This window comes from Marinimicrobium koreense, assembly GCF_003762925.1.
Classification (GTDB): Bacteria; Pseudomonadota; Gammaproteobacteria; order Pseudomonadales; family Cellvibrionaceae; genus Marinimicrobium; species Marinimicrobium koreense.
Genome location: NZ_RJUK01000001.1, coordinates 1,609,921 through 1,631,262 on the forward strand (window position 1 = coordinate 1,609,921; position 21,342 = coordinate 1,631,262).

General features: G+C 58.6%; 18 protein-coding genes. 6 read left to right on the forward strand and 12 right to left on the reverse strand.

Going from position 1 to position 21,342, the window contains the following annotated elements; translation table 11 throughout:
• Positions 1 to 21 precede the first annotated feature (21 nt).
• The 12 genes from rhlB to urtA form a co-directional block, all read right to left on the reverse strand.
• The gene (gene rhlB, locus EDC38_RS07050; RefSeq protein WP_425462023.1) at positions 22 to 1,722 is read right to left on the reverse strand and encodes an ATP-dependent RNA helicase RhlB; all 1,701 of its coding nucleotides are present in this window, start codon (positions 1,720 to 1,722) and stop codon (positions 22 to 24) included.
• A 595-nt stretch (positions 1,723 to 2,317) separates the two neighbouring features.
• Positions 2,318 to 3,991: a dihydroxy-acid dehydratase gene (gene ilvD, locus EDC38_RS07055; RefSeq protein ID WP_123637896.1), complete on the reverse strand. Its 1,674-nt coding sequence runs from the start codon at positions 3,989 to 3,991 to the stop codon at positions 2,318 to 2,320.
• A gap of 114 nt (positions 3,992 to 4,105) precedes the next feature.
• Complete coding sequence (locus EDC38_RS07060) at positions 4,106 to 4,633, reverse strand: DUF3617 domain-containing protein (RefSeq protein WP_123637897.1); 528 nt, start codon at positions 4,631 to 4,633, stop codon at positions 4,106 to 4,108.
• Positions 4,634 to 4,742: 109 nt separating this feature from the next.
• Positions 4,743 to 5,117: a zinc ribbon domain-containing protein gene (locus tag EDC38_RS07065; RefSeq protein WP_123637898.1), complete on the reverse strand. Its 375-nt coding sequence runs from the start codon at positions 5,115 to 5,117 to the stop codon at positions 4,743 to 4,745.
• Between the two features lie 5 nt (positions 5,118 to 5,122).
• Complete coding sequence (gene fmdA, locus EDC38_RS07070) at positions 5,123 to 6,355, reverse strand: formamidase (RefSeq protein WP_123637899.1); 1,233 nt, start codon at positions 6,353 to 6,355, stop codon at positions 5,123 to 5,125.
• Positions 6,356 to 6,484: 129 nt separating this feature from the next.
• A complete protein-coding gene (locus tag EDC38_RS07075; protein WP_123637900.1) occupies positions 6,485 to 7,654 on the reverse strand; it encodes an AAA family ATPase in 1,170 nt (389 codons plus the stop codon).
• Between the two features lie 9 nt (positions 7,655 to 7,663).
• Complete coding sequence (locus EDC38_RS07080) at positions 7,664 to 8,707, reverse strand: aliphatic amidase (protein WP_123637901.1); 1,044 nt, start codon at positions 8,705 to 8,707, stop codon at positions 7,664 to 7,666.
• A 15-nt stretch (positions 8,708 to 8,722) separates the two neighbouring features.
• On the reverse strand, positions 8,723 to 9,412 hold the full coding sequence (gene urtE, locus EDC38_RS07085) for an urea ABC transporter ATP-binding subunit UrtE (protein WP_123637902.1): 690 nt from the start codon (positions 9,410 to 9,412) through the stop codon (positions 8,723 to 8,725).
• A gap of 15 nt (positions 9,413 to 9,427) precedes the next feature.
• The gene (gene urtD, locus EDC38_RS07090) at positions 9,428 to 10,177 is read right to left on the reverse strand and encodes an urea ABC transporter ATP-binding protein UrtD (RefSeq protein WP_123637903.1); all 750 of its coding nucleotides are present in this window, start codon (positions 10,175 to 10,177) and stop codon (positions 9,428 to 9,430) included.
• Positions 10,164 to 11,321 carry an urea ABC transporter permease subunit UrtC gene (gene urtC, locus EDC38_RS07095; protein ID WP_123637904.1) on the reverse strand — a complete coding sequence of 386 codons (1,158 nt, stop codon included), beginning with the start codon at positions 11,319 to 11,321 and terminating at the stop codon, positions 10,164 to 10,166. Before urtC ends, urtD begins: the two co-directional genes overlap by 14 nt.
• Positions 11,322 to 11,333: 12 nt before the next feature.
• The gene (urtB, locus tag EDC38_RS07100) at positions 11,334 to 12,260 is read right to left on the reverse strand and encodes an urea ABC transporter permease subunit UrtB (protein WP_123637905.1); all 927 of its coding nucleotides are present in this window, start codon (positions 12,258 to 12,260) and stop codon (positions 11,334 to 11,336) included.
• Between the two features lie 101 nt (positions 12,261 to 12,361).
• On the reverse strand, positions 12,362 to 13,606 hold the full coding sequence (gene urtA / locus EDC38_RS07105) for an urea ABC transporter substrate-binding protein (RefSeq protein WP_123637906.1): 1,245 nt from the start codon (positions 13,604 to 13,606) through the stop codon (positions 12,362 to 12,364).
• Positions 13,607 to 13,975: 369 nt separating this feature from the next.
• Here urtA and EDC38_RS07110 point away from each other — a divergent pair, with 369 nt between their 5' ends.
• From EDC38_RS07110 to yacG, 6 genes are all read left to right on the forward strand, one after another.
• Positions 13,976 to 17,362: a hybrid sensor histidine kinase/response regulator gene (locus EDC38_RS07110; RefSeq protein WP_123637907.1), complete on the forward strand. Its 3,387-nt coding sequence runs from the start codon at positions 13,976 to 13,978 to the stop codon at positions 17,360 to 17,362.
• On the forward strand, positions 17,337 to 18,254 hold the full coding sequence (locus tag EDC38_RS07115) for a response regulator (protein WP_123637908.1): 918 nt from the start codon (positions 17,337 to 17,339) through the stop codon (positions 18,252 to 18,254). The genes EDC38_RS07110 and EDC38_RS07115 overlap by 26 nt, the downstream gene beginning before the upstream one ends.
• Positions 18,255 to 18,401: 147 nt before the next feature.
• The gene (locus EDC38_RS07120; protein WP_123637909.1) at positions 18,402 to 19,337 is read left to right on the forward strand and encodes a hypothetical protein; all 936 of its coding nucleotides are present in this window, start codon (positions 18,402 to 18,404) and stop codon (positions 19,335 to 19,337) included.
• 82 nt (positions 19,338 to 19,419) lie between these two features.
• Positions 19,420 to 20,517, forward strand: coding sequence for a phospholipase A (locus tag EDC38_RS07125; protein WP_123637910.1), 1,098 nt, complete (start codon positions 19,420 to 19,422; stop codon positions 20,515 to 20,517).
• A gap of 37 nt (positions 20,518 to 20,554) precedes the next feature.
• Positions 20,555 to 21,082 carry a DUF3833 domain-containing protein gene (locus EDC38_RS07130; RefSeq protein WP_123637911.1) on the forward strand — a complete coding sequence of 176 codons (528 nt, stop codon included), beginning with the start codon at positions 20,555 to 20,557 and terminating at the stop codon, positions 21,080 to 21,082.
• A 58-nt stretch (positions 21,083 to 21,140) separates the two neighbouring features.
• Positions 21,141 to 21,338, forward strand: a complete 198-nt coding sequence (yacG, locus tag EDC38_RS07135) for a DNA gyrase inhibitor YacG (protein ID WP_123637912.1) — start codon at positions 21,141 to 21,143, stop codon at positions 21,336 to 21,338.
• Positions 21,339 to 21,342: the final 4 nt, after the last annotated feature.

Here is a 21,342-nt window from a genome sequence, read left to right on the forward strand (position 1 = left end):
CGCCGTTACCCAAATCAAACGCTACGAACTACGCGGCCGACCGCGTCCGCCGCCGCTGCGATTGCCGCCTGGGCGACCACCACTGCCGCCCGACGAACGGCGCCGGGGCGCGGCGGGTTTCATGGGTGGGGTTTCGGCCAACAACTCCTCCGGCGGCTGCTCGCACTTGATCGACTCGCCCAAGAGCTCTTCAATCGGCGGCAACAACATCGCATCGTCCTCGCAGGCAAAACTGACCGAGGTGCCGTGCTTGCCCGCCCGGCCGGTACGACCGATGCGGTGCACATAATCTTCCGGCTCCTCCGGCAGGGTGAAATTCACCACATGGCTGATGCCGCTGATATGGATGCCCCGGCCCGCCACATCGGTGGCGACCAACACTTTCAGATCACCTTCCTTGAAGGCATTCAGGGTGCTGACCCGCTTGTTCTGGGGAATCTCGCCCGACAGCAAACCCACCTTGATATCGTGGCGGCGCAGCTTCTCGTGCAGGTCGCGGCACTGGTCCCGGCGGTTGGCAAACACGATCAGGCTCTCCACATCGTCCTGCTGAATCAGGTTGTAGAGCATCGGATACTTTTCTTCGGTCGCCGCCAGGTAGACATGTTGCTCCACCGTGTCGGTCGCCACACTCTCGGGCTGAATTTCAATGGTGGTGGGCTCGTGAGTCCATTGCTCCACCAGACGCTCGACCTCTTCTGTGAACGTGGCCGAGAAGAACAGAGTCTGCCGGTCTTCCCTCTTGGGTGTCTGACGCACGATCTGGCGCACTTGCGGAATAAAGCCCATATCGAGCATCCGGTCCGCTTCGTCGATTACCAGAATTTCCAACTGGTCGAGAAACACATCGCGCTGGCGGCAGAAGTCCAGCAGACGACCCGGGGTGGCCACCAGAATATCCACTAGGCTGTCGTGCAGGCGGCGCTGCTGCTTGCCGTACTCCATACCGCCAACCAGCGTGTGGATCTGCAGGTCGGTGTACTTGCACAGCAGCTTGGCGTCATCGGCGATCTGCATGACCAGCTCGCGGGTGGGCGCAATCACCAGGGCCCGCGCCTCGCCGGCATAACGCTGTTCTTCAATGGGGTGTTTGAGCAGGTCGTCGATCACGGCGGTGAGGAAGGCCGCGGTTTTACCGGTACCGGTCTGGGCCTTGCCCACCACGTCTTTGCCCTGCAGAGCCAGAGGCAGGGATTGCGCCTGAATCGGGGAGCAGTACTCAAAGCCCAGGTCGGCAATGGCGTGCATCAGGTCATTTTCAAGCCCGAAATCGTGAAAGCGCAGTTTGCCTTCGACTTCGGGCACCGGAAACTGTGAGATATCCCAGGGTTGGTTGGCCATAGGTTTATTGTTGCTCTTGTTTTGGCCGCCTCGGCGGCGATTGTTGTTCCGGCCCCGGCGGCGGTTGCCACCTTTCTTGCCGGAGCCTTGGTTTCCGGGCTCGTTGTTGGCCTCGGGGTTGCCGCTCTTCTCCGGCTGGCCCTTTTGGCTTTTCTGCTCCGGATGGCCCTGCTTTTCCTGCGAGTTTGCACGCCCGCCAGAGCCTTGGGCACGGCGCGGTTTGCGCCGACGGTTGCCGCCGGGCTTGCCGTTGCGGGGCTTTTGCTCGGCGCCGCTGCGGGGGTTGTCGGTTTGATTTTTGGGGCTGCGCCCTTTGCGGGTCTCGGAGTTGTTGGCCGGTTTGGAGTCCCCGGCCAGCTTTTTGAAGAGTTTTCCAATCAAAACGATCACCTACTGTACAAACTTTGCGCGAAGTATACAGGAAACCGCCGCCCTCTCCCACCGTGGACCAGGAGTCCGGCGTGGTTACTTCGGATCTAGCGCTACGGCTGGGTACCCCCTTGTGAGACACGCCGTAAATACATCCCTGTAGGCTCGATCGCCTGCCGTCCAGGCAGGCGACGGTCTCACAAGGGGGTACCCAGCCTCCGCTGTGCCTGCATAACGTTTCGGGAAATAGCACCCTTCGAACTGCCACTTGGGTAACGGCGGATGCGCCTTTGGCTTATCCGCCTTACGGATAGCACAGCAGGTCGCGTAGGGCGGATCGGTCCGACGTCTCGGAGCAAGGCGCATCCGCCGTGACAGTGCGTCCGTGAGTTATATATGCCACTGAGGGACGGGGAGGGGAAGCCCTTTCAAGACCGTAAGCGGAGGGACTCCGCGCGTCGAGCCCCCAGGGATGGGTTTACGGCGTGTCTTGAAAGGGCTTCCCCTCCCCGGCCCGGACGTGATGCAGATTGTATACCCCTCCATCCGAGCGGCGTGTCTCGGAACGGTATACCCTCCCGCAGCACTCTTCCACGAAGCTCCACAATCACTTATCGGTCACGGCGCCTTCCGAAGCGGAGCTGACGGTTTTGGCGTATTTGGCCAGGACGCCTCGGGTGTAGCGTAGTGGTGGTTCCTGCCAGAGTTTGCGGCGGCGGTCGAGCTCAGCGTCGTCCACCGTCACCGAAATGGTGTTGGCTTCAGCGTCGATCACGATTTCGTCACCGTCCTCCACCAGGGCAATCGGGCCACCGTCCTGCGCTTCTGGTGTGACGTGCCCCACCACAAAACCGTGGCTGCCGCCGGAGAAGCGGCCGTCGGTGATCAGCGCCACCGAATCCCCCAGTCCCTTGCCCATGATCGCCGACGTGGGGGTCAACATCTCGCGCATGCCGGGGCCGCCCTTGGGGCCCTCGTAGCGGATCACCAGCACATCCCCGGCCACCACGGTGCCATCCATGATGCGGTCCGTAGCTTCCTCTTCCGAGTGAAACACCCGGGCCCGGCCGGTGAATTGGGTACCTTCCTTGCCGGTAATCTTGGCCACCGCGCCGGTGGGCGCCAGGTTGCCGTAGAGAATGCGCAGGTGGCTGTCCTTTTTCACCGGGTTGTCGAGGGCGTGAATGATGTCCTGCTCTTCGGGGTAAGGTTTAACGCTGGCCAGGTTTTCCGCCAGCGTCTGGCCGGTAACGGTCATGCAGTCGCCGTACAGCAGGCCGGCCTCCAGCAGGATCTTCATCAGGGGCTGAATACCGCCGATGGCAACCAGCTCACTCATCATGTAATGACCGCTGGGGCGAAGGTCCGCCAGCACCGGGACGCGGGCGCCGATGCGGGTGAAATCTTCCAGGGTCAGATCCACGTCCACGGTGTGGGCCAGGCCCAGCAGGTGCAGCACGGCGTTGGTGGAGCCGCCCAGGGCGATGACCACGGTGATGGCGTTTTCAAACGCCTCGCGGGTCATGATGTCCCGGGGCTTGAGATCTTTTTCCAACAGGGTAAGCACGGCGGCCCCGGCGGCGCGGCAGTCGGCCAGCTTGTCGTTGTCCTCGGCGTTCTGGGCGGAGCTGCCGGGCAGGCTCATGCCCATGGCTTCGATGGCCGAGGCCATGGTGTTGGCGGTGTACATGCCGCCACAGGAGCCGGCACCGGGGATGGCGGTCTCCTCGATCTGCTTCACTTCGATCAGGGTTTTATCGCCCTTGGCGTGCGCACCCACCGCTTCAAACACCGAGACGATGTCCGTGTGATTGGCGCCGGGCTTGATGGTACCGCCATAGACAAAAACGGACGGGCGGTTCAGCCGCGCCAGGCCCATCAGACAACCCGGCATATTCTTGTCGCAACCCCCGATGGCTACCAGGCCGTCAAAGCCCTCACAACCCGCCACGGTCTCGATGGAATCGGCAATGACCTCGCGGGAAACCAGGGAATACTTCATCCCCTCTGTGCCGTTGGCAATGCCGTCGGAGACGGTGATGGTGTTGAAAATCAGGCTTTTTCCACCCGCGCCATCGGCCCCGTCGGCCGCCTCTCGGGCCAGGCCGTCGATGTGCATATTGCAGGGGGTTAGATTGCTCCAGGTCGAGGCGATACCGACCTGGGGTTTGCGGAAATCCTCGTCGGTAAACCCGGTGGCGCGCAGCATGGCGCGACTGGCGGATTTACCGACCCCGTCCACCACGGGGCTGGAGTATCGGCGGCGATGGTCCTGGCTCATACGGGATGGCTCCTATGATTGGCTATGATTCACGCGTGCTTACATATCCTGAATAGCCAATATAGTGGGTGAGCCAGGCCTTTTTCGCAACCGTGGTGGCGCGAAGTCCCTCAGTCAGGGGCAGTCAGCACTGATCCATTGACCACTGTGGGTAATGGTGACCTTTTCCGGGGACCCGCCAAAATCCATCAGCGCCGTGGACTGACCGGTATACGCCGTATCCCCATCCAGCACCATCTCACCCTGGGCCTGTTCGTCCGGGCAGGTAAACTCGATGCGGGTCTGGTCGCCGCGGCTGACCACGTTGTGTTCACAGTCGGTGTTCTCGCCCCACTGGAACTCGCCTCGTGCGGCCTCTTCTTCGGTCAGGCAATTGCGTACGGTCTGGTTACTGAAGTCCATGGACAGGCCCTGCTCGGCCATCATGTCCTGCATCATCTTTTTCTGGGCCGGCGGCATGGCTTCCATCTGTTGGCGCACCATTTCCAGCTGCTGCTCCAACTGGCCGCTTTCGCTTTTCATGGAAACCTGGTGTTCCCAGAGGCCGGGTCTGATATCGAGGGATTCCGCTTGTGCTCCCAGACTGAAACCCAGGGCGCACAGCGACGCGATCAACGTTCGGGGAAGTATTGGAAAGGCCATAACTGAAGTCCTTGTAAACGGTGATTGAAATCGAAGCCGGGTCGTTACCGCTGACCATCGGCTTCGAGTCTGCCCCAGTCAGGGGCAAATTTCAATCAACCGCAGGAGCTCAATGACTGATCATCCAGGGCCTCATACTGGGGAACATTTTTTTGCCATCGGCGGTGTACATCAGTGCCGAGCGGAGTTTGCCGCCATCGTGGCATCCGCAGGGTTTGCCTTTTCGATGCGCATGGGCCTGCCGCTCCCGGGCATCCGCCCGGGCCTCCGTGGTGGAGAATACCGGCTGATGCTGACTCGTTTCATTGCGCTCATGAGCCGTGTGATTCTCCCGGGACATGGCTTTCAGTTCCGGTGGCAGAACAATCACCCGGGCCGCTAACTGGCCGCAGCTCGGGCAAGCCTGTGGCTCAGCGCTCTGCTCGAAGGTCGCCAGCTGGTGAAACAGCCCGTGTTCGGCGCACTTGTAGTCGTAGACCGGCATGATGCTTACTCCTTATCTTTCGAAAGGGGTACATCCATACCGCCACTGACCTTGGCGCCCGGGCCGGACGCACTGGGGTTGACGTCGACATCGAAGATATCGGTGGGCAACCACAGGGTGGCACAGGCGTTGGGAATGTCCACCACCCCACTGATATGCCCCTGTACCGGCGCGCATCCCAGAATGGCGTAGGCCTGGGCTTTGGTGTAGCCAAACTTGGTCAGGTATTCGATGGCATTGAGACAAGCCTGACGATAGGCGACGTGCACATCCAGGTAGTGCTGCTTGCCATATTCATCCACCGAAATACCTTCAAAGATCAGGTAGTCGTCGTACTTGGGCGTAATCGGGCTGGGTTTGAAGATCGGATTCTTGATGCCGTACTTGGCCATGCCGTCTTTCACCAGATTGACCCGCAGGTGAATCCAGCCGGCCATTTCAATGGCACCACAGAAGGTGATTTCGCCATCGCCCTGGCTGAAGTGCAGATCGCCCACGGACAGGCCGCCTTCTTTGACGTAGACCGGGAAATAGATTTTCGAACCGCGTGACAGGTCCTTGATGTCGCAGTTACCGCCGTGCTCTCTGGGCGGTACGGTGCGCGCCGCTTCGGCGCCAGCGCTCTTGGCCGAGTCTTTATCCATGCGCCCCATATGCGCGGTATCGGCATAGGGCAGTGCCGCCAGCGGCGGCACCCGCTCCGGGTCGGTGTCCACCAGGCCCTGCTCACGGGTGTTCCACTCTTTCAACATCTCCTTGGAGGGCAGGCAGCCGATCAGGCCAGGGTGAATCAGACCGGCGAACTCCACCCCGGGGATATGCCGGGACTTGGTGAACATGCCTTTGAAATCCCAGATGGATTTCTGCGCTTCGGGAAAATGTTCGGTCAGGAAGCCGCCGCCATTCTGTTTGGAGAAAAAGCCGTTAAAGCCCCACTGGCTTTCCTCGAAGGTACCGATATCCAGAATATCCACTTCCAGAAGATCGCCGGGTTCGGCACCTTCAACCCCGATCGGTCCGGACAGGAAGTGCACCTGAGTCAGATCCACATCGCGCACATCATCGGCGCTGTCGTTGTTGGCGATCTGACCGCCGGTCCAGTCGTAGCACTCGACGATAAAGTCGTCCCCCGGTTTGACCGTGGCCACCATGGGAATGTCCGGGTGCCAGCGATTGTGTACCTTGTCATTCTCGTAGGGGGTCTGGTTCAGATCGATTTTGATGATGGTTTCAGTCATGGCTTGGCTCCTGACAGGGAATGAGGCGTTAGCATTTCGGGTTGAGGTGCATGTACCTCTGGCCCGTGTACGCTCATTATCAAAGGCGCCTGCCGTTGAGCCCATACGACAATTGGCCCCGGCTCTGCGTCATTTGACGTACTCACGTTTGCGGGCCCACACCTGCCGACAGATGACCCGCCCGTGCTGCCAATCGCAGTACATCTGACGCAGCTCTGATTCGGCGTGTGGTGGGGCCTTTGGCTCCGCAATGTCCGTGTGCGACTCAGGACGTTCCAACAGAAACTGGGCCACCGGCACTTCCACCTGCTGACGGAATTGTCGCTTTAACGCCCGCGCCCCAAACCGTGCATCGAAGCCCTTGCGCTCCACCCGGCTCATCAACGCCCGGGACACTTGCAATTGCCACCCTTTCGACCGCAGGCGCCGATTGAATTGAACCAGCAGTTCCGCCACCACCCCCGGTCGTGCTTCCGGAGGCAGCGGATAGTAGATCAACACGTTATCAATGCGATTGAGAAACTCCGGGTCCAGCCCGCGATCCAGGGCGCGCTCAACCCGCTGACGCAATGCGGCCTGCTGCGCGGGTTCCGAGCGAGGCCAGAAACGACGCCAGCCGGTTTGCCAACGGTTCAGATGGCGCGCCAGGTCGGCCGCCCCCAGATTGCTGGTCATAAAGATCAGGCTGTTGCGAAAGTCCAGCTGCTTCTGCCCGGAGGTCAAACGCAACCGCCCGGTGTCCAGTACCCCCAACAGACTGCGCAGCACTTCCGGGCCCGCTTTCTCCAGCTCGTCAAACAGCACCACACCGGGACGACTGAAACTGCCACGCATGGCCTCTTCATCGATCAGGCTGTGGCCCTCTTTGCTACCGACGTAACCCGGAGGCGCTCCGGTGATGGCCGCTGTGTAATGATCCTGCGCCAGGGTATTCATATCCACCCGGCAGAAGGCATCGGCCTTGCCGTGCAACACTTCGGCCAGTGCCCGGACCGTTTCGGTTTTACCGACGCCGGTGGGGCCCGCCAACAGAAATACCGCCAGCGGGCGATCCGGCTCACCGATATCGGCTTTAACGCGAGTCAACTCACGATCGATTTGGGTCAATGCATCGGGTTGGCCACGGATCCTCTGACGCAGAACCGCTGATACCGCCTCTGGATCAAACAGAAAACGCGAGGCACCCAAACGCGACTCGCCCGGCGACGAAGCCGATGGGGAAGGCTCAGAGGCAGTCGCCGTCGGAGTCAGCGCCTCGCGCAGCGCCTGATCCTCCAGTCGATCATTGATGAATGGCATGGAGCCGCCTTACCCGACGGTTTTTTCACGACCACCGTGAGGCAACTCGCCCACCGGGCACTCCGCGACCCCGATGGTGGAACGGGTCATGGCCTCTACATCGTCTCGAGCCTTCTCCGCATCCATCACCCAGGTGCGATAGAAGTCAAACGGGCACTCCGCCACCCCGCGATCGCCGTCTCCTGAGTTGTAAATGCCGGAATAACCCCGGTGCAGTAGTTTGAACAGATGGTTCTGAGACTGATCATTGGCACGGGCATCGCGAATCTGGCTGACTGAAAGTTGGGCGTACTGCACCCCCATATCCTCTTCACCACACTCGCCCAGAGTCCGACCGTCGAAGCCGATCAACGACGAATGACCAAAGTAGGAATAGACACCATCAAACCCCGTGGCATTAGCCACCGCCACATAGCAATTGTTGGCCCACGCCATGGATTTGGCCATCATCACCTGTTGATCTTTGGCCGGGTACATATAGCCCTGGCAGCGAACGATCAACTCTGCTCCTTTCATGGCACAGTCTCGCCAGATTTCCGGATAGTTGCCGTCGTCACAGATGATCAGACTGATCTTCATGCCCTTCGGTCCTTCCGTGACGTAGGTGCGATCGCCGGGGTACCAGCCTTCAATGGGGCACCAGGGGATGCACTTGCGGTACTTCTGAACGATCTCACCCTGGTTGTTGATCAACACCAGGGTGTTGTAGGGCGCCTTGTTGGGATGGTCTTCGTGACGTTCACCGGTCAGGGAGAACACCCCCCAGGTATTGGCCTTGCGACAGGCTTCAGAGAAAATTTCCGTTTCTTCCCCCGGAATGGTGGCGGCGGTGGCCATCATCTCATCCTGGTCATACATGATGCCCATGGTGCTGTATTCGGGAAAGATCACCAGATCCATCCCGGGCAGTCCTTTTTTCATTCCCACCAACATATCCGCAATGGCCCGAGCGTTATCGAGCACCTCGGCCTTGGTGTGCAGGCGTGGCATTTTGTAGTTGACGACGGCTACGCCGACGGTATCGTCACTGCTGGAAATATCACCGTGTCGCATAGTAGGTTACCTCACTTAAACGGATAGATAGGACGCCACTTTCTCGGCATCGACACTGCTTCGCGCTTCCTCGTGCACAATCTTCCCCTTCTCCACCACCAGGATGCGATCGGCTACCTCCAGAGCGAAGCTCAGTACCTGCTCGGTCACCACAATGGTCAGGCCGCGCTGATCGCGGATTTCTTTCAGGGTCTGAGCGATCTCTTTGATGATGGAAGGTTGTATCCCCTCGGTAGGCTCATCCAACAACAGTACTTTGGGATTACTCGCCAGAGCGCGAGCAATAGCCAACTGTTGCTGCTGCCCACCGGACAGGTTGCCGCCCCGGCGATTACGCATTTCCAGTAGCACGGGGAACATATCGTAAAGATCCTTGGGAACACTTCGACGTCCGGTTGAGGTCAGGCCGGTTTCGATGTTTTCCCGAACCGTCATGCTGGAAAAAATCATTCGCCCCTGAGGCACATACGCCAGCCCCTGATTGACTCTATCGTGACTTTTCTTTCCGAATATTGACTTGCCATCCAGAGTCGCCGCCCCGCCCGACTCGGGAATGACTCCCATCAGTGCCTTCATCAAGGTACTTTTTCCCATACCATTTCGGCCCATCACGGCGACGATTTCGTTGGGCTGAACGGTAAAATCCAGACCGTGCACAATCTCGCTCTGACCATAACTGACTCGATAATCGGATACATTAAGCATGATGAGCCCTCTCACTCAGTGACCAAGGTAGACTTCAATGACCTTAGGGTCGTTTTTGACTTTGTCGATGGCACCTTCGGTCAGAATCTTTCCCTGGTGCAAGACGGTGACCTTATCGGCGATTTCCGCCACGAACTGCATATCGTGCTCGATCACAATGACCGAACGGTTCTCCGATATTCGTCGGAGCAGTTTGGCGGTTTCCTGACGCTCGGTGACCGACATACCCGCTACGGGTTCATCCAGCATCAGGAGCTCCGGGTCCTGAATCAGCAGCATGCCAATTTCAAGCCACTGCTTTTGACCGTGACTCAACAGGCCAGCTGACTCGTGCAGCTGGTCTTTCAGCAGGATCATCTCCGCCACCTCTTCACACTTGCGGATAACGGTTTCGTCTCGCTTGAAAAACAGGGAACCAAACACATTTCGTCCTCTGGGGTAGGAGATTTCCAGATTCTCGAAAATGGTCAGATCCGTGTACACCGAAGGGGTCTGGAATTTACGTCCCACTCCCGACTGCACGATAGCGGACTCGCTCATCTTGGTGAGTTCCCGATTGCGAAACCGGATAGATCCCTGGGTCGAACGGGTTCGCCCACAGATAAGATCCAGCACCGTAGTCTTACCAGCGCCATTCGGGCCGATAATGACCCGGATCTCGCCCTCATCGACATAGAGTGTCAGATCATCGACCGCTTTGAACCCATCAAAGGAAACCGTGAGGTTCTCGACAGCCAGGACGAAGTCAGTGTTACTGGCGTTCATGGGCAACTCCTTGAACAGTGCGATTGGAATCAGAGCGGGTCAGTTGGTCCACCCAACGATCCAGTGCCTTGGCCACATGGCCGCGGGCGTACTGGTCATACAGGCCGGCGAGGCCATTGGGGAAGGCCAACACTACACCGATAAAGAGTGCGCCCATGGCAAACAACCACAATTCGGGGAAGCTCTCCGAGAAAATGGACCTTGCCCAGCTCACCAGCAATGCCCCATATATGGCCCCGAACAGAGACAGTCGGCCACCCACTGCGCAGAAGATCACCATCTCAATGGAGGGCACGATGCCGATAAAGCTCGGCGACATGAAGCCCACCTGCAAGGTGAACATGGCACCACCAATCGCGGCGAACGCGGCACCAACACAGAACACAAAAACCTTAAAGTTGGCGACGTCATAACCCGAGAAGCGAATACGATCTTCCGCATCGCGCATGGCCACCAGAATCCGACCGAACTTGCTTCGACGGATAAACTGGGCAATCACCACACAAGTCAACAACAACGCAACACAGATGAAATAGAACACGTACTTGGCAAAGTCAGACCGGATGTCCCATCCCAGAAGAGTCCGGAGGTCGGTAATACCGTTCACTCCACCAGTGTAGCCCTGCTGGCCAATGATCAGGATGGTCAGAATCAAGGCAATCGATTGGGTGATGATCGCGAAATAAACCCCACTCACCCGGCGCTTGAACATGGCCACACCGATCAGGTAGGCGAACACCGTGGGCACCACCAGAACCGCCAACAGCGTAAAACCGAAACTGTAGAAGGGTTCCCAGAACCAGGGCAACTCCGTAATCTGGTTCCAGTCCATGAAGTCGGGAATGCCCGGGGTGGACTGGATGGACGTGCTTTCAGGGTCGGATGCTTCCAGTTTGAGAAACATGGCCATCATATAGCCACCGATTCCGAAGAAAACGCCCTGTCCCAGACTCAGTACACCGCCATAGCCCCAACAGAGCACCAAACCGAGAGCGACAAAGGCATAAGTCAGATACTTACCGATCAGGTTGAGACGGAAAATATCCAGCGCCAGGGGAAATACCACGATCAAAAGCAGCGCCAGCACGGCGAAGCTAAGCAGATCGTGACGGCTGAACAATGATCGTAATCCGGTCGTGGTCATTGTACCGTCCTCCTATCGACGTACTTTAAGGGAAAACAGGCCCTGAGGACGTACCATCAGAATGCCCACCACAAACAGCAGCGTCAGCACTTTCGCCATAGACCCACTGAGGAAAAATTCCATGGTTGACTGCGCTTGGGAAATCGTAAACGCTGAAGCAACGGTACCGAGCAAGCTGGCCGCGCCACCAAACACCACTACCAGGAAGGTATCCACGATATAAAGCTGGCCGGAGGTCGGTCCGGTTGAGCCAATCATGGTGAAAGCACTACCGGCGATGCCGGCAATGCCGCAACCCAAGGCAAACGTCATGCGATCCACCTTTTGGGTGTTGATGCCCACTGCACCCGCCATGGGGCGATTCTGTACCACCGCGCGCACCTGGATGCCCCAGCGGGAGCGGTACATCAGTGCTGCCACAACCAGGGTAATCCCCAGCGACAGGCACATGACGAACAGGCCATTAATGGGGACTTCCACCAGATCGGTGATCGGATACGAGCCCATCATCCAGTCCGGCATGGTGACCCCCACCTCGCGCGCCCCAAAGATCGACCGGTAACTTTGCTGGAGGATCAGGCTCAAGCCCCAGGTCGCCAGCAAGGTATCCAGAGGCCGGTGATACAGATGGCGGATCATCAACCACTCCACCAACATTCCCAGTAGCGCGGCGGCAAGAAATGCCAATGCCATGGCAACAAAGAAGTAGGAGCCGTACCAGTCGGGAATCCACTGTGAAAACAGGTTGGACGTCAGGTAGGTGATGTAAGCGCCGAGGATCATGAACTCCCCATGCGCCATATTGATTACACCCATCTGACCAAAAATGATGGCCAGACCCAGCGCCATCAATACAAACACAGAAAAGAGTGTCAGGCCCGCAAAACCCTGCATGGCGAAGATCGACATCAACTCCGCTGAGGAATAATCAGAAAACATGGGAAGGTGCCTCCAAATGCGCTTTAACCAACCGGGGTGGTCTTTCTACCGGGGTAACCCCGCCCAGAGGGCGGGGCTGAATTGCTGAGGGAACGAGGCGCTTACTGGTAACCTTCCGGGAAAGGGTCCGGCTCGATCAGCTCGTCGGTTTCATACACGATTTCATATTGACCATCGACCTTTGCACGGCCAATGCGTGTCTTGGACCAGAGGTGGTGATTCGGGTGAATCTTCACATAGCCTTCCGGCGCAGTGGTCAACTCGATGCCGGGTGAGGCCTCGCGCACTTTGTCAACATCGAACGAGCCGGCTTTCTCGACGGCGGCCTTCCACAACCAGGGTCCAAGGTATGCGGCCTGGGTTACATCACCGATTACGATGTCGTCGCCCCAGCGTTCCTTGAACGCTTTGACAAACGCCTGGTTGTTTTCATTGGGCAAGCTCTGGAAGTATTTCATTGAGGCATAGGCACCCTCAACGTTCTCACCACCAATGCCCAGAATTTCGTCTTCGGTGACCGAGATGGTCAGCACCAGAGGCGACTCTTCGGTCATGTCGATACCGGCCGCTTTCAGCTGCTTGTAGAACGCCACATTGGAGCCGCCCACTACCGATGCGAAAATCACATCAGGCTTACGCAGTTTGATTTTGTTGATCACCGAGTTGAACTGGGTGTGGCCTAGCGGGTAGTACTCTTCACCCACCACCTTTAGACCCAGCTTATCGATATGCTTACGGGCAATCTTGTTGGAGGTTCGCGGCCAGATATAATCCGAACCCAGCAGATAGAACGTCTTGGCATCCTTGGCATCCACCACCCAATCAATACCCGCAAGGATCTGCTGGGTAGCTTCCTGACCTGTGTAGATTACATTGGGTGATTGCTCCAGGCCTTCATAGAAAGTCGGGTAATAGAGCATGCCGTTGTACTGTTCGAATACCGGCAATACCGCTTTGCGCGACGCCGAGGTCCAGCAGCCGAACACCGCCGCGACATTATCCTGCCGCAACAGCTTACGCGACTTTTCCGCAAAGGTTGGCCAGTCGCTGGCGCCGTCTTCCTGGATGTATTCGATCTGCCGACCGAGAACCCCGCCGGAGGCGTTGATCTGCTCAATGGCCAGCTTTTCCGCCTGAACCGAGCCGGTTTCACTGATGGCCATGGTGCCGGTCACCGAGTGGAGAATACCCACTTTAACAGTGTCTTCGGTCACCGCCAGTCCGGTGGTATTCACCTCTTGGGCGACGCCAAACGCACTCATGGCGAGGCCTGCCGTCAGCCCGGCCAGGCTTTTCAGGAGCCGGCGCGACGGCCCCGGCGTATGCTTGCGTGAGTCAGTAACCATGGTCTTTCCTCGTGTGGTGGTTTGAAAACGCGACTGAACATCGGTTGGCCCGTGCCCATGCTCTGCATTTTGCTCGCACCTCCCTTCTGAGCCCATTCGACAAATGCCGCAGAGACCTACGTCAATCACCCCATACCACCGACCACCCACTTTGCCTTTAATGTTCTGCACGCCACAGATGGCATAAAGATTGATACCTGATTCAGGGAGCGCCGGGTTCAGCGCACTGAGCTCCGGCCCGGCCATACAAAGTGCACCACCCTGGCTCGTCCGCCCGGGCGCTATGCGTCATTCCGGCGCACGGCGACGGCCGACATGGACATCGCCCGATCAATGCCTTCACCGGCTGTTATTCAATAAGCGAATGCCATGACTGCCAAACAGACCATTTTCCGCGTGCGCCGTCAGTACAACCAGTGGGTTGCCAACCAGACGCTGGAGGACTACGCACTACGCTTCACCGCCAAGCGAGCCCGGCGCTGGTCGCCCGCTCGGGTGGCCCACACCGCCCTGGGTGCGATTTCCTTTCTGGCTCTGGAGGCAATCGGTGGCGCAATCACCCTGAATTACGGGTTTACCAATGCCATGGTGGCGATCCTGGCGGTAAGCCTGGTGATCCTTTTAACGGCCTTTCCGATCAGCTACTACGCCGCCAAGTATGGTGTCGACATTGATCTTCTGACTCGAGGAGCCGGCTTTGGCTATATCGGCTCCACCATTACGTCTCTGATTTACGCATCATTCACGTTCATTTTTTTCGCGATCGAAGCAGCCATTATGGCCATGGCGTTGGAGATGCTCTTTGGCATCCCCATCGTGTGGGGGTATGTACTCTGTGCCGTCGTGGTCATTCCGTTGGTCACGCACGGCATCACCTTTATCAGCCGCTTTCAGCTCTGGACCCAACCGCTTTGGGTGTTGCTACAGGCACTGCCGTTTGCGTTCATCCTATGGGTCGACTTTCAGTCGGTATCGGACTGGACCAGTTACACACGCGAAGCCGGTGGCGGGTTTGATCTGCTGCTTTTTGGGGCGGCTTCCGCAGTCATCTTCTCCCTGATTGCCCAGATTGGCGAGCAGGTGGACTATCTACGCTTTATGCCCGAACCCAAGCCGGAGCAGCGTCGCCGTTGGTGGCTGGCCATGAGCGCCGGAGGACCGGGCTGGATTGTGATCGGGGCCCTAAAAATGATGGCGGGGTCCTTTCTGGCGGTACTGGCGTTGTCACACGGCATGTCCTCGGACGAAGCGATTGACCCGACTCATATGTATCAGGTGGCCTTTGGCTACGTCACCCAGTCGCCCACGGCGGCCCTGGCCATTGCCGGACTGTTTGTCATCCTGTCGCAGCTGAAAATCAATGTGACCAACGCCTACGCCGGGTCAATCGCTTGGTCCAACTTCTTCTCCCGCCTCACTCACAGTCACCCGGGGCGGGTGGTTTGGTTGGTGTTCAATGTCACCATTGCCTTGCTGGTCATGGAGCTGGGTGTCTATCGGGCATTGGAGAACACCTTGGGGCTGTACGCGTTGATCGCGATTGCCTGGGTGGGCACTCTGGTAGCCGACCTGGTGATCAATAAGCCGTTGGGGTTCAGTCCACCCCATATCGAATTCAAGCGCGCCCATCTGTACGACATCAATCCGGTGGGCGTTGGCACCATGGTCACCGCCACCCTGATCGGCGTAATCGGTTATCTCGGCTTCTGGGGCGAAACCTTCCAGGCGCTCTCGCACTTCATCACGCTGTTGAGCGCTCTGGTTATTGCTCCACTGATCGCCTGGCGAACCGGCGGGCGGTACTACATCGCCCGCGAGCCGGTTATCCTGACGCCCACGGCCGCCACTCACCAGTGCTGCATCTGTGAACACCGGTTTGATAAAGAGGATGTCACGCACTGTCCCGCCTACGACGGCCCCATCTGCTCGTTATGCTGCTCCCTGGACGCCCGATGCAACGACTTCTGTAAACCCGGCGCCAGCTACCCTGAGCAGATCCGCAACTGGGTACACCGATGGCTGCCTTCCTGGCTGATACCCGACATCAATGCCCGCCTGGGTAATTTTCTGTTACTGGTTATTGGGATCAACGGGTTCTCGGGTGTGCTGCTCTCGTTGATTTACCAACAGACCGCCTTCCCAGATGAAGTATCCGCCATGCTCTTTGCGGCCCTGCTGTGGAAGGTGTTTTTTATACTGGTGATCATTACCGGTGTGGTGAGCTGGTTGTTCGTGCTGGCCCATGAAAGTCGGGTCGTTGCCCAGGAAGAGTCGCAGCGCCAGACCCGCTTGTTGATGGAGGAAATCGACGCACACGAACAGACCGACCAGGCGCTGCAGCGGGCCAAGGAACAGGCCGACGCCGCCAATCAGGCCAAAAGCCGGTACCTCACCGGTATCAGCCACGAGTTGCGTTCACCACTGAATGCGGTGCTGGGGTACGCGCAGTTGCTCGAGAAAGACCCGGCGATTCCCCCTCATCGACGCGACGCCCTGGGCGTCATTCGTCGCAGCGGCGAGCACCTGGCCGACCTGATCGAAGGCCTGCTGGACATTTCCAAAATCGAAGCGGGCCGGCTGGATCTTCATCGCGATCAGGTCCGCCTCGGGCCGCTGCTGGAACAACTGGTGCACATGTTTCGATTACAGGCGGAAGGCAAGGGATTGCAGTTCGAGTACCACTGCCAGGATCCGTTGCCCCCTCTGGTGCGCGCCGATGAAAAGCGCCTGCGGCAAATTCTGATCAACCTGCTGTCCAATGCAATCAAATACACCGCTCACGGCCGGGTCAGCATGAGGGTCAAGTACCGCAGCGACGTGGCGGAGTTCACCATTGAAGATTCCGGCGAAGGCATTTCGCCCGACGATCAGCAGCGGATATTCCGCCCATTTGAACGCATCCGCCGCCCGGGAGAACAGGTATCCGGTACCGGTTTGGGACTGACCATCACCCAATTGCTGACCGATATTATGGGCGGCGACATCAGTCTGCAGAGTACTCCCGGGCAAGGCAGCGTTTTTAAAGTGACCCTGATGATGAGCCGCATTCGTGGCGCCGCGGACATAGCGCCGACCGAGGCCCAGGACATCCAGGGTTACCGGGGCGAGGCCAAGCGCGTCATGGTGGTGGATGACGAGGCCTCGCACCGCCAGCTGGTGCACGCCATGCTGACACCGCTGGGGTTTGATGTGGTTGAGGTCGACAATTCCCTCACCGTATTGGATCGGGTCCGACAGGAGGCGCCGGACCTTATACTGTTGGATGTCTCCATGCCCGGGCTCAACGGCTGGGAGCTGGTCGCCCAGCTTCGCGCCATGGACTATTACCAACCTGTGGTGATGATTTCCGCCGATGCCAGCGAAGGCAAGGCCGTAGGCACTGCCCTGCACGATGCCTATATCGTCAAGCCGGTGCGGTTGAACACCTTGTTGGAAACGTTGGGACAGCAGCTCAATTTACGCTGGCACACCCGACCCGTGGCGATCAGCACGCCCGCGCTACAACCACCTCGCTCCGACGAGCGAATCACCGCGCTGACACTGCCCGATGAAGTGCATCTGCAACCCCTGCGTAAGCTGGCTTTGATTGGCCACAAAAGCGGCTTGCAACAGGCCCTGGCTGAGCTGGAAGCGAACGGCCTGGCCACTGAAGAGTTCGTGCAGACACTGACCCGATTGGCGGGTCAATTCCAATTCGAAACCATCATTCGACTGTTACAGGTACCCGACAATGAGCCTCAACGAGAACCCCTCTGAACCTGTGGTTCTGGTGGTCGACGATGCCATCGAGAGCATCCACATGCTCAGCGACGCACTGGAGGCGGAACACATGACCGTGCTGGTGGCACTGGAGGGCCAACAAGCGCTGACCATCACCCAGAACATTACGCCGGACATCATTTTACTGGACGCTCTGATGCCCCAGATTGATGGCTTTGAAACCTGCAAGCGGCTGAAACAGAACCCGCGCCTGACCAATGTCCCGGTGATCTTCATGACCGGCCTGAGCGATACCGAACACGTGGTTCAGGGGCTGAACGCGGGAGGCGTGGACTACATCACCAAGCCAATAAACCCCGAGGAACTGGTCGCACGCATGCGGGTGCACATTACCAACGCCCGCCTTACCCAAAGCGCACATAATGCGCTGGATGCCGCCGGCCAGTACCTGTTTGCCATCGACCGCAGCGGCACTCTGCTATGGACCACACCACAAGTGCAGGCGCATCTGAAACGCGCCGGACTGAATCAGCCCCAGGCTCAGGAACAGCTTGCCGGACAGTTACGCGAATGGCTCAGCCACCAGCCGCAAACCGGACACAAACTACCTCTTCGAGGGCTGTCTCCCGCACTCACCCTGGAATACCTGGCACCGCTGAGCGGCACCGACATCCTTCTGCGCTTATTGGAGCAACCCGAGGAAGGAACCGAAACGGATCGGTTACGAGAGATCTTTGGTGTCACCACCCGTGAGGCTGATGTGCTGCTGTGGATAGCCCACGGCAAGACCAACCGGGAAATCGGGCAGATTCTCTCCATGAGCCCGCGCACCGTGAACAAACACCTGGAGCAGGTGTTCCGCAAACTGGGTGTGGACAACCGCACCTCGGCGGCGGCCGCCGCCATCCGCTGTATGGCCCGAGCGTAAGTCAGCGCGTCTGACGTCACGGGAGGGCAACCTCTGGCACAAGTGTTGCTCGATGATATGACAAGACGACCGCCGCCCCCGATAACACACCGGTTATCGGGCCCGGACGCCTCAAACCCGGATACCGCATGCACCATGACAGCGCAAATGAACGTCACTGATGCCCCACAAGTTCGCATAGATCGCGCCCCGTTTGCGCGCTTTGTTCAGGACTACCGACGCCGGCAGGATGCCCTGTCGTTGATCCGCCAATTGATTCAGATGATCAAGGGGGTGCAGCGGCACCGGGGCATGAGCATGGCCCTGCTCGGGGGCAATCGACAATTTGAGCCGGAATTTGAACGACTCCAGCAGACCCTGGAGCGTCGACTGCTGGCGCTGCAGGCGTTCACCCTGGGCACCGACCTGCTCAGCGAACGGGAGCGGGAAAACCTGCACACCGCCTGGCTGACCATCAGCCGGGACTGGCACGATGACAGCGTTATCGACAATTACGAGTTGCACTGCCACCTGGTCGAGCAGCTTCTGGCCATGCTGGTCAGTCTGTCCCGCCCGCTTGAAGCCCCCCTTTCCGCGCCCTCGGATCACGCCAACGCCGACGCGCCCACCCGGGTGCAGGTGCTGGAGTTACTGCACTTCTCCACCCGGATGTTGCCCGGCGTGGTCGAGCAGATCGGGCGTATCCGGGCCCTGTCCAGTTATGCGGCGGCGATCGGCCACTGTGACACTCACCATGACGGCAAGCTGCGGTACGTCATCCAGAACACCCAGGTAAACAACGAGAAACTGCGTCACCAGATCCGTCGTCTGGAGCAGGTGCTCGGCCCGGAATTCGGCCAGTTAGGTGAACTCAAGCGGTACGAGCTCAAACTGATGTTTCTGCTCAACATGGTGGAGGGCGACGTTCTCGGCGGTGGGCCGATCACCGCCGACAGCAATCGCCTGTTCCAGGTGGCAACCGACATTATTGACGTCTACCTTCAGGTGGTGGAGAACGGCATCGTCCTTCTGAACCAGTGGCTCGAGCAGGATCTGGAGCGCTGGATGCAAACTGGCGCGCCAGTTCGTTCCGAAACCAGCTAAAGCGGGTTCCAATTCTCAAACTGTCAGACGGTTTGCTGTATCCTTGGGCTACTGATCGTCACCTCAAGGACTGCCTTTTCTCATGCGCTTGCCCCGACTCTCACTGTGGTTGTTCTTATTCTGCGCCCCGCTCTATGCCAATGACACCTCTGAACCAACCCGCGCCGAGCTGTCCGACGAAGAAATGGACCAGTGCCTGAGGATTGCCGTGACCGTCGCGGGCCGTGACATGTCAATCAATGGTTTACGAGACGTATGTAATACCCTGGCGCGCGAAGACTCCAGCCAGCGCGACGCCATCAGCCAGGCACTGGCGGCCATGAGCAATGATACCGCGGATCAGGAAAACGACCCCAGCGGCAACAGCCGCCTGCTGGAGCGACGCCTGAACATGGAAGCGCTCAATCGCGCCAACCGCTTTCTGCTCACTCCACACAAGCGCAATTACCTGCTCCCGGTCAGCTACCAGGAAGAGCGCAACACCGCCCCCTACGCCGAGGCCGGCACGTCACTCGCCAGTCAGCAGAGCACCGAGGTGGAGTTTCAGCTGAGCGTCAAAATCCTGATCCGTGAGGGAATTTTCGGCGATAACGGCCATCTCTACATGGCCTACACCAATCACTCGCTCTGGCAGGCTTACTATCGGGAGATCTCCCGCCCCTTCCGGGAAACCAACCATCAACCCGAACTGATTCTGAGTTTCGTCAACGACTGGAACATTTTCGGGTTTCGCAATGTGCTCAATGAGGTGATGATCACCCACCAGTCCAATGGCCAGAGCGGCGATCTGTCCCGCAGTTGGGACCGGATCATGGTCAACAGCGTGTTCGAACGCGGCCCCTTCGCGTTTTCGTTCAACCCCTGGTACCGCATTCCGGAAAGCGAGGGCGACGGCCCCGATGACCCCACCGGCGATGACAACCCGGACATTCACAAATACATGGGCAACTTTGAACTGTCTGCCGCCTGGCATCGTAAAGACAACATAGTGAGCCTGATGCTGCGCAATAACCTGCGCTCGAACAATCGCGGCGCGGTGGAGCTGGGATACAGTTTTCCGGTTTCCTCCACCGTGCGCGGGTATCTGAAGGTGTTCAGCGGCTATGGCCACAGCCTGATTGACTATGACCACCATACCAACGCCGTCGGCCTGGGCATCACCTTTACCGACCTGTTCTGAGGTAAGACGCATGGGTACGCTGGCTGGGGAGAGAATTATGCGCGCGCTGTTATTGAGCCTGGTACTGACTCTGGGAGCCTGTTCCTCGACCGAGGTGCAGGAATATGCGGGAAATGAACCCGCCCTGACGCTGGAAGACTTTTTCCAGGGATCGCTGACGGCCCACGGGGTGCTGAAAAGTCGCGGAGGCACGGTAACCCGCTATTTCAACGCGACCATCGAAGCGAGTTGGGATGACGAGGGTGTCGGTCGGCTGGCCGAACGCTTTGAGTTCGACGATGGCGAAATCCAGCATCGTAACTGGACCCTGGAGCCCCAGGAGGACGGCAGCTACAAGGCCACCGCCGGCGATGTGATCGGCGAGGGCCGGGCGGAAACCAGCGGCAATGCCCTGAAAATGGATTACGTCCTCGAAGTGGACTACAAAAACCGCAAACTGGCGCTGAACGTCGAGGATTGGATGTGGCGGGTCGACGAAGACACCATCATCAACCAGTCCACCCTGCGCAAGTGGGGGTTCAGGGTAGGCACCATCCAGTTGACCATTATCCGTCAACGGGATTGAATTGACTCGCCGGGCGGTGCTATAACGGCCGCCCATCGAATGACTGCGGACCCGAGACATGACTGACCCGACCCCCGAGCCCATCAAACTGGACTGCCCGACCTGCAGCGAAACCATTGTCTGGAGTGAGGACTATCCCTATCGCCCCTTCTGCAGCGAACGCTGCAAGATGATCGACTTGGGCGAATGGGCCAGTGAAGGCCACAAGATTCCGGGCGAGCCGGTAATCCTCGATGAGAACGACCAGCCGCTCTGACGCC

Coding starts and splice junctions, on each gene's coding strand:
- EDC38_RS07130 (WP_123637911.1), top strand. CDS start 20,555: ATGCGCGCGCTGTTATTGAGCCTGGTACTGACTCTGGGAGCCTGTTCC.
- EDC38_RS07115 (WP_123637908.1), top strand. CDS start 17,337: ATGAGCCTCAACGAGAACCCCTCTGAACCTGTGGTTCTGGTGGTCGAC.
- EDC38_RS07120 (WP_123637909.1), top strand. CDS start 18,402: ATGAACGTCACTGATGCCCCACAAGTTCGCATAGATCGCGCCCCGTTT.
- fmdA (WP_123637899.1), bottom strand. CDS start 6,355: ATGACTGAAACCATCATCAAAATCGATCTGAACCAGACCCCCTACGAG.
- ilvD (WP_123637896.1), bottom strand. CDS start 3,991: ATGAGCCAGGACCATCGCCGCCGATACTCCAGCCCCGTGGTGGACGGG.
- EDC38_RS07060 (WP_123637897.1), bottom strand. CDS start 4,633: ATGGCCTTTCCAATACTTCCCCGAACGTTGATCGCGTCGCTGTGCGCC.
- EDC38_RS07125 (WP_123637910.1), top strand. CDS start 19,420: ATGCGCTTGCCCCGACTCTCACTGTGGTTGTTCTTATTCTGCGCCCCG.
- yacG (WP_123637912.1), top strand. CDS start 21,141: ATGACTGACCCGACCCCCGAGCCCATCAAACTGGACTGCCCGACCTGC.
- EDC38_RS07110 (WP_123637907.1), top strand. CDS start 13,976: ATGACTGCCAAACAGACCATTTTCCGCGTGCGCCGTCAGTACAACCAG.
- EDC38_RS07065 (WP_123637898.1), bottom strand. CDS start 5,117: ATGCCGGTCTACGACTACAAGTGCGCCGAACACGGGCTGTTTCACCAG.
- urtE (WP_123637902.1), bottom strand. CDS start 9,412: ATGCTTAATGTATCCGATTATCGAGTCAGTTATGGTCAGAGCGAGATT.
- EDC38_RS07075 (WP_123637900.1), bottom strand. CDS start 7,654: ATGCCATTCATCAATGATCGACTGGAGGATCAGGCGCTGCGCGAGGCG.
- urtB (WP_123637905.1), bottom strand. CDS start 12,260: ATGTTTTCTGATTATTCCTCAGCGGAGTTGATGTCGATCTTCGCCATG.
- EDC38_RS07080 (WP_123637901.1), bottom strand. CDS start 8,707: ATGCGACACGGTGATATTTCCAGCAGTGACGATACCGTCGGCGTAGCC.
- urtD (WP_123637903.1), bottom strand. CDS start 10,177: ATGAACGCCAGTAACACTGACTTCGTCCTGGCTGTCGAGAACCTCACG.
- urtA (WP_123637906.1), bottom strand. CDS start 13,606: ATGGTTACTGACTCACGCAAGCATACGCCGGGGCCGTCGCGCCGGCTC.
- urtC (WP_123637904.1), bottom strand. CDS start 11,321: ATGACCACGACCGGATTACGATCATTGTTCAGCCGTCACGATCTGCTT.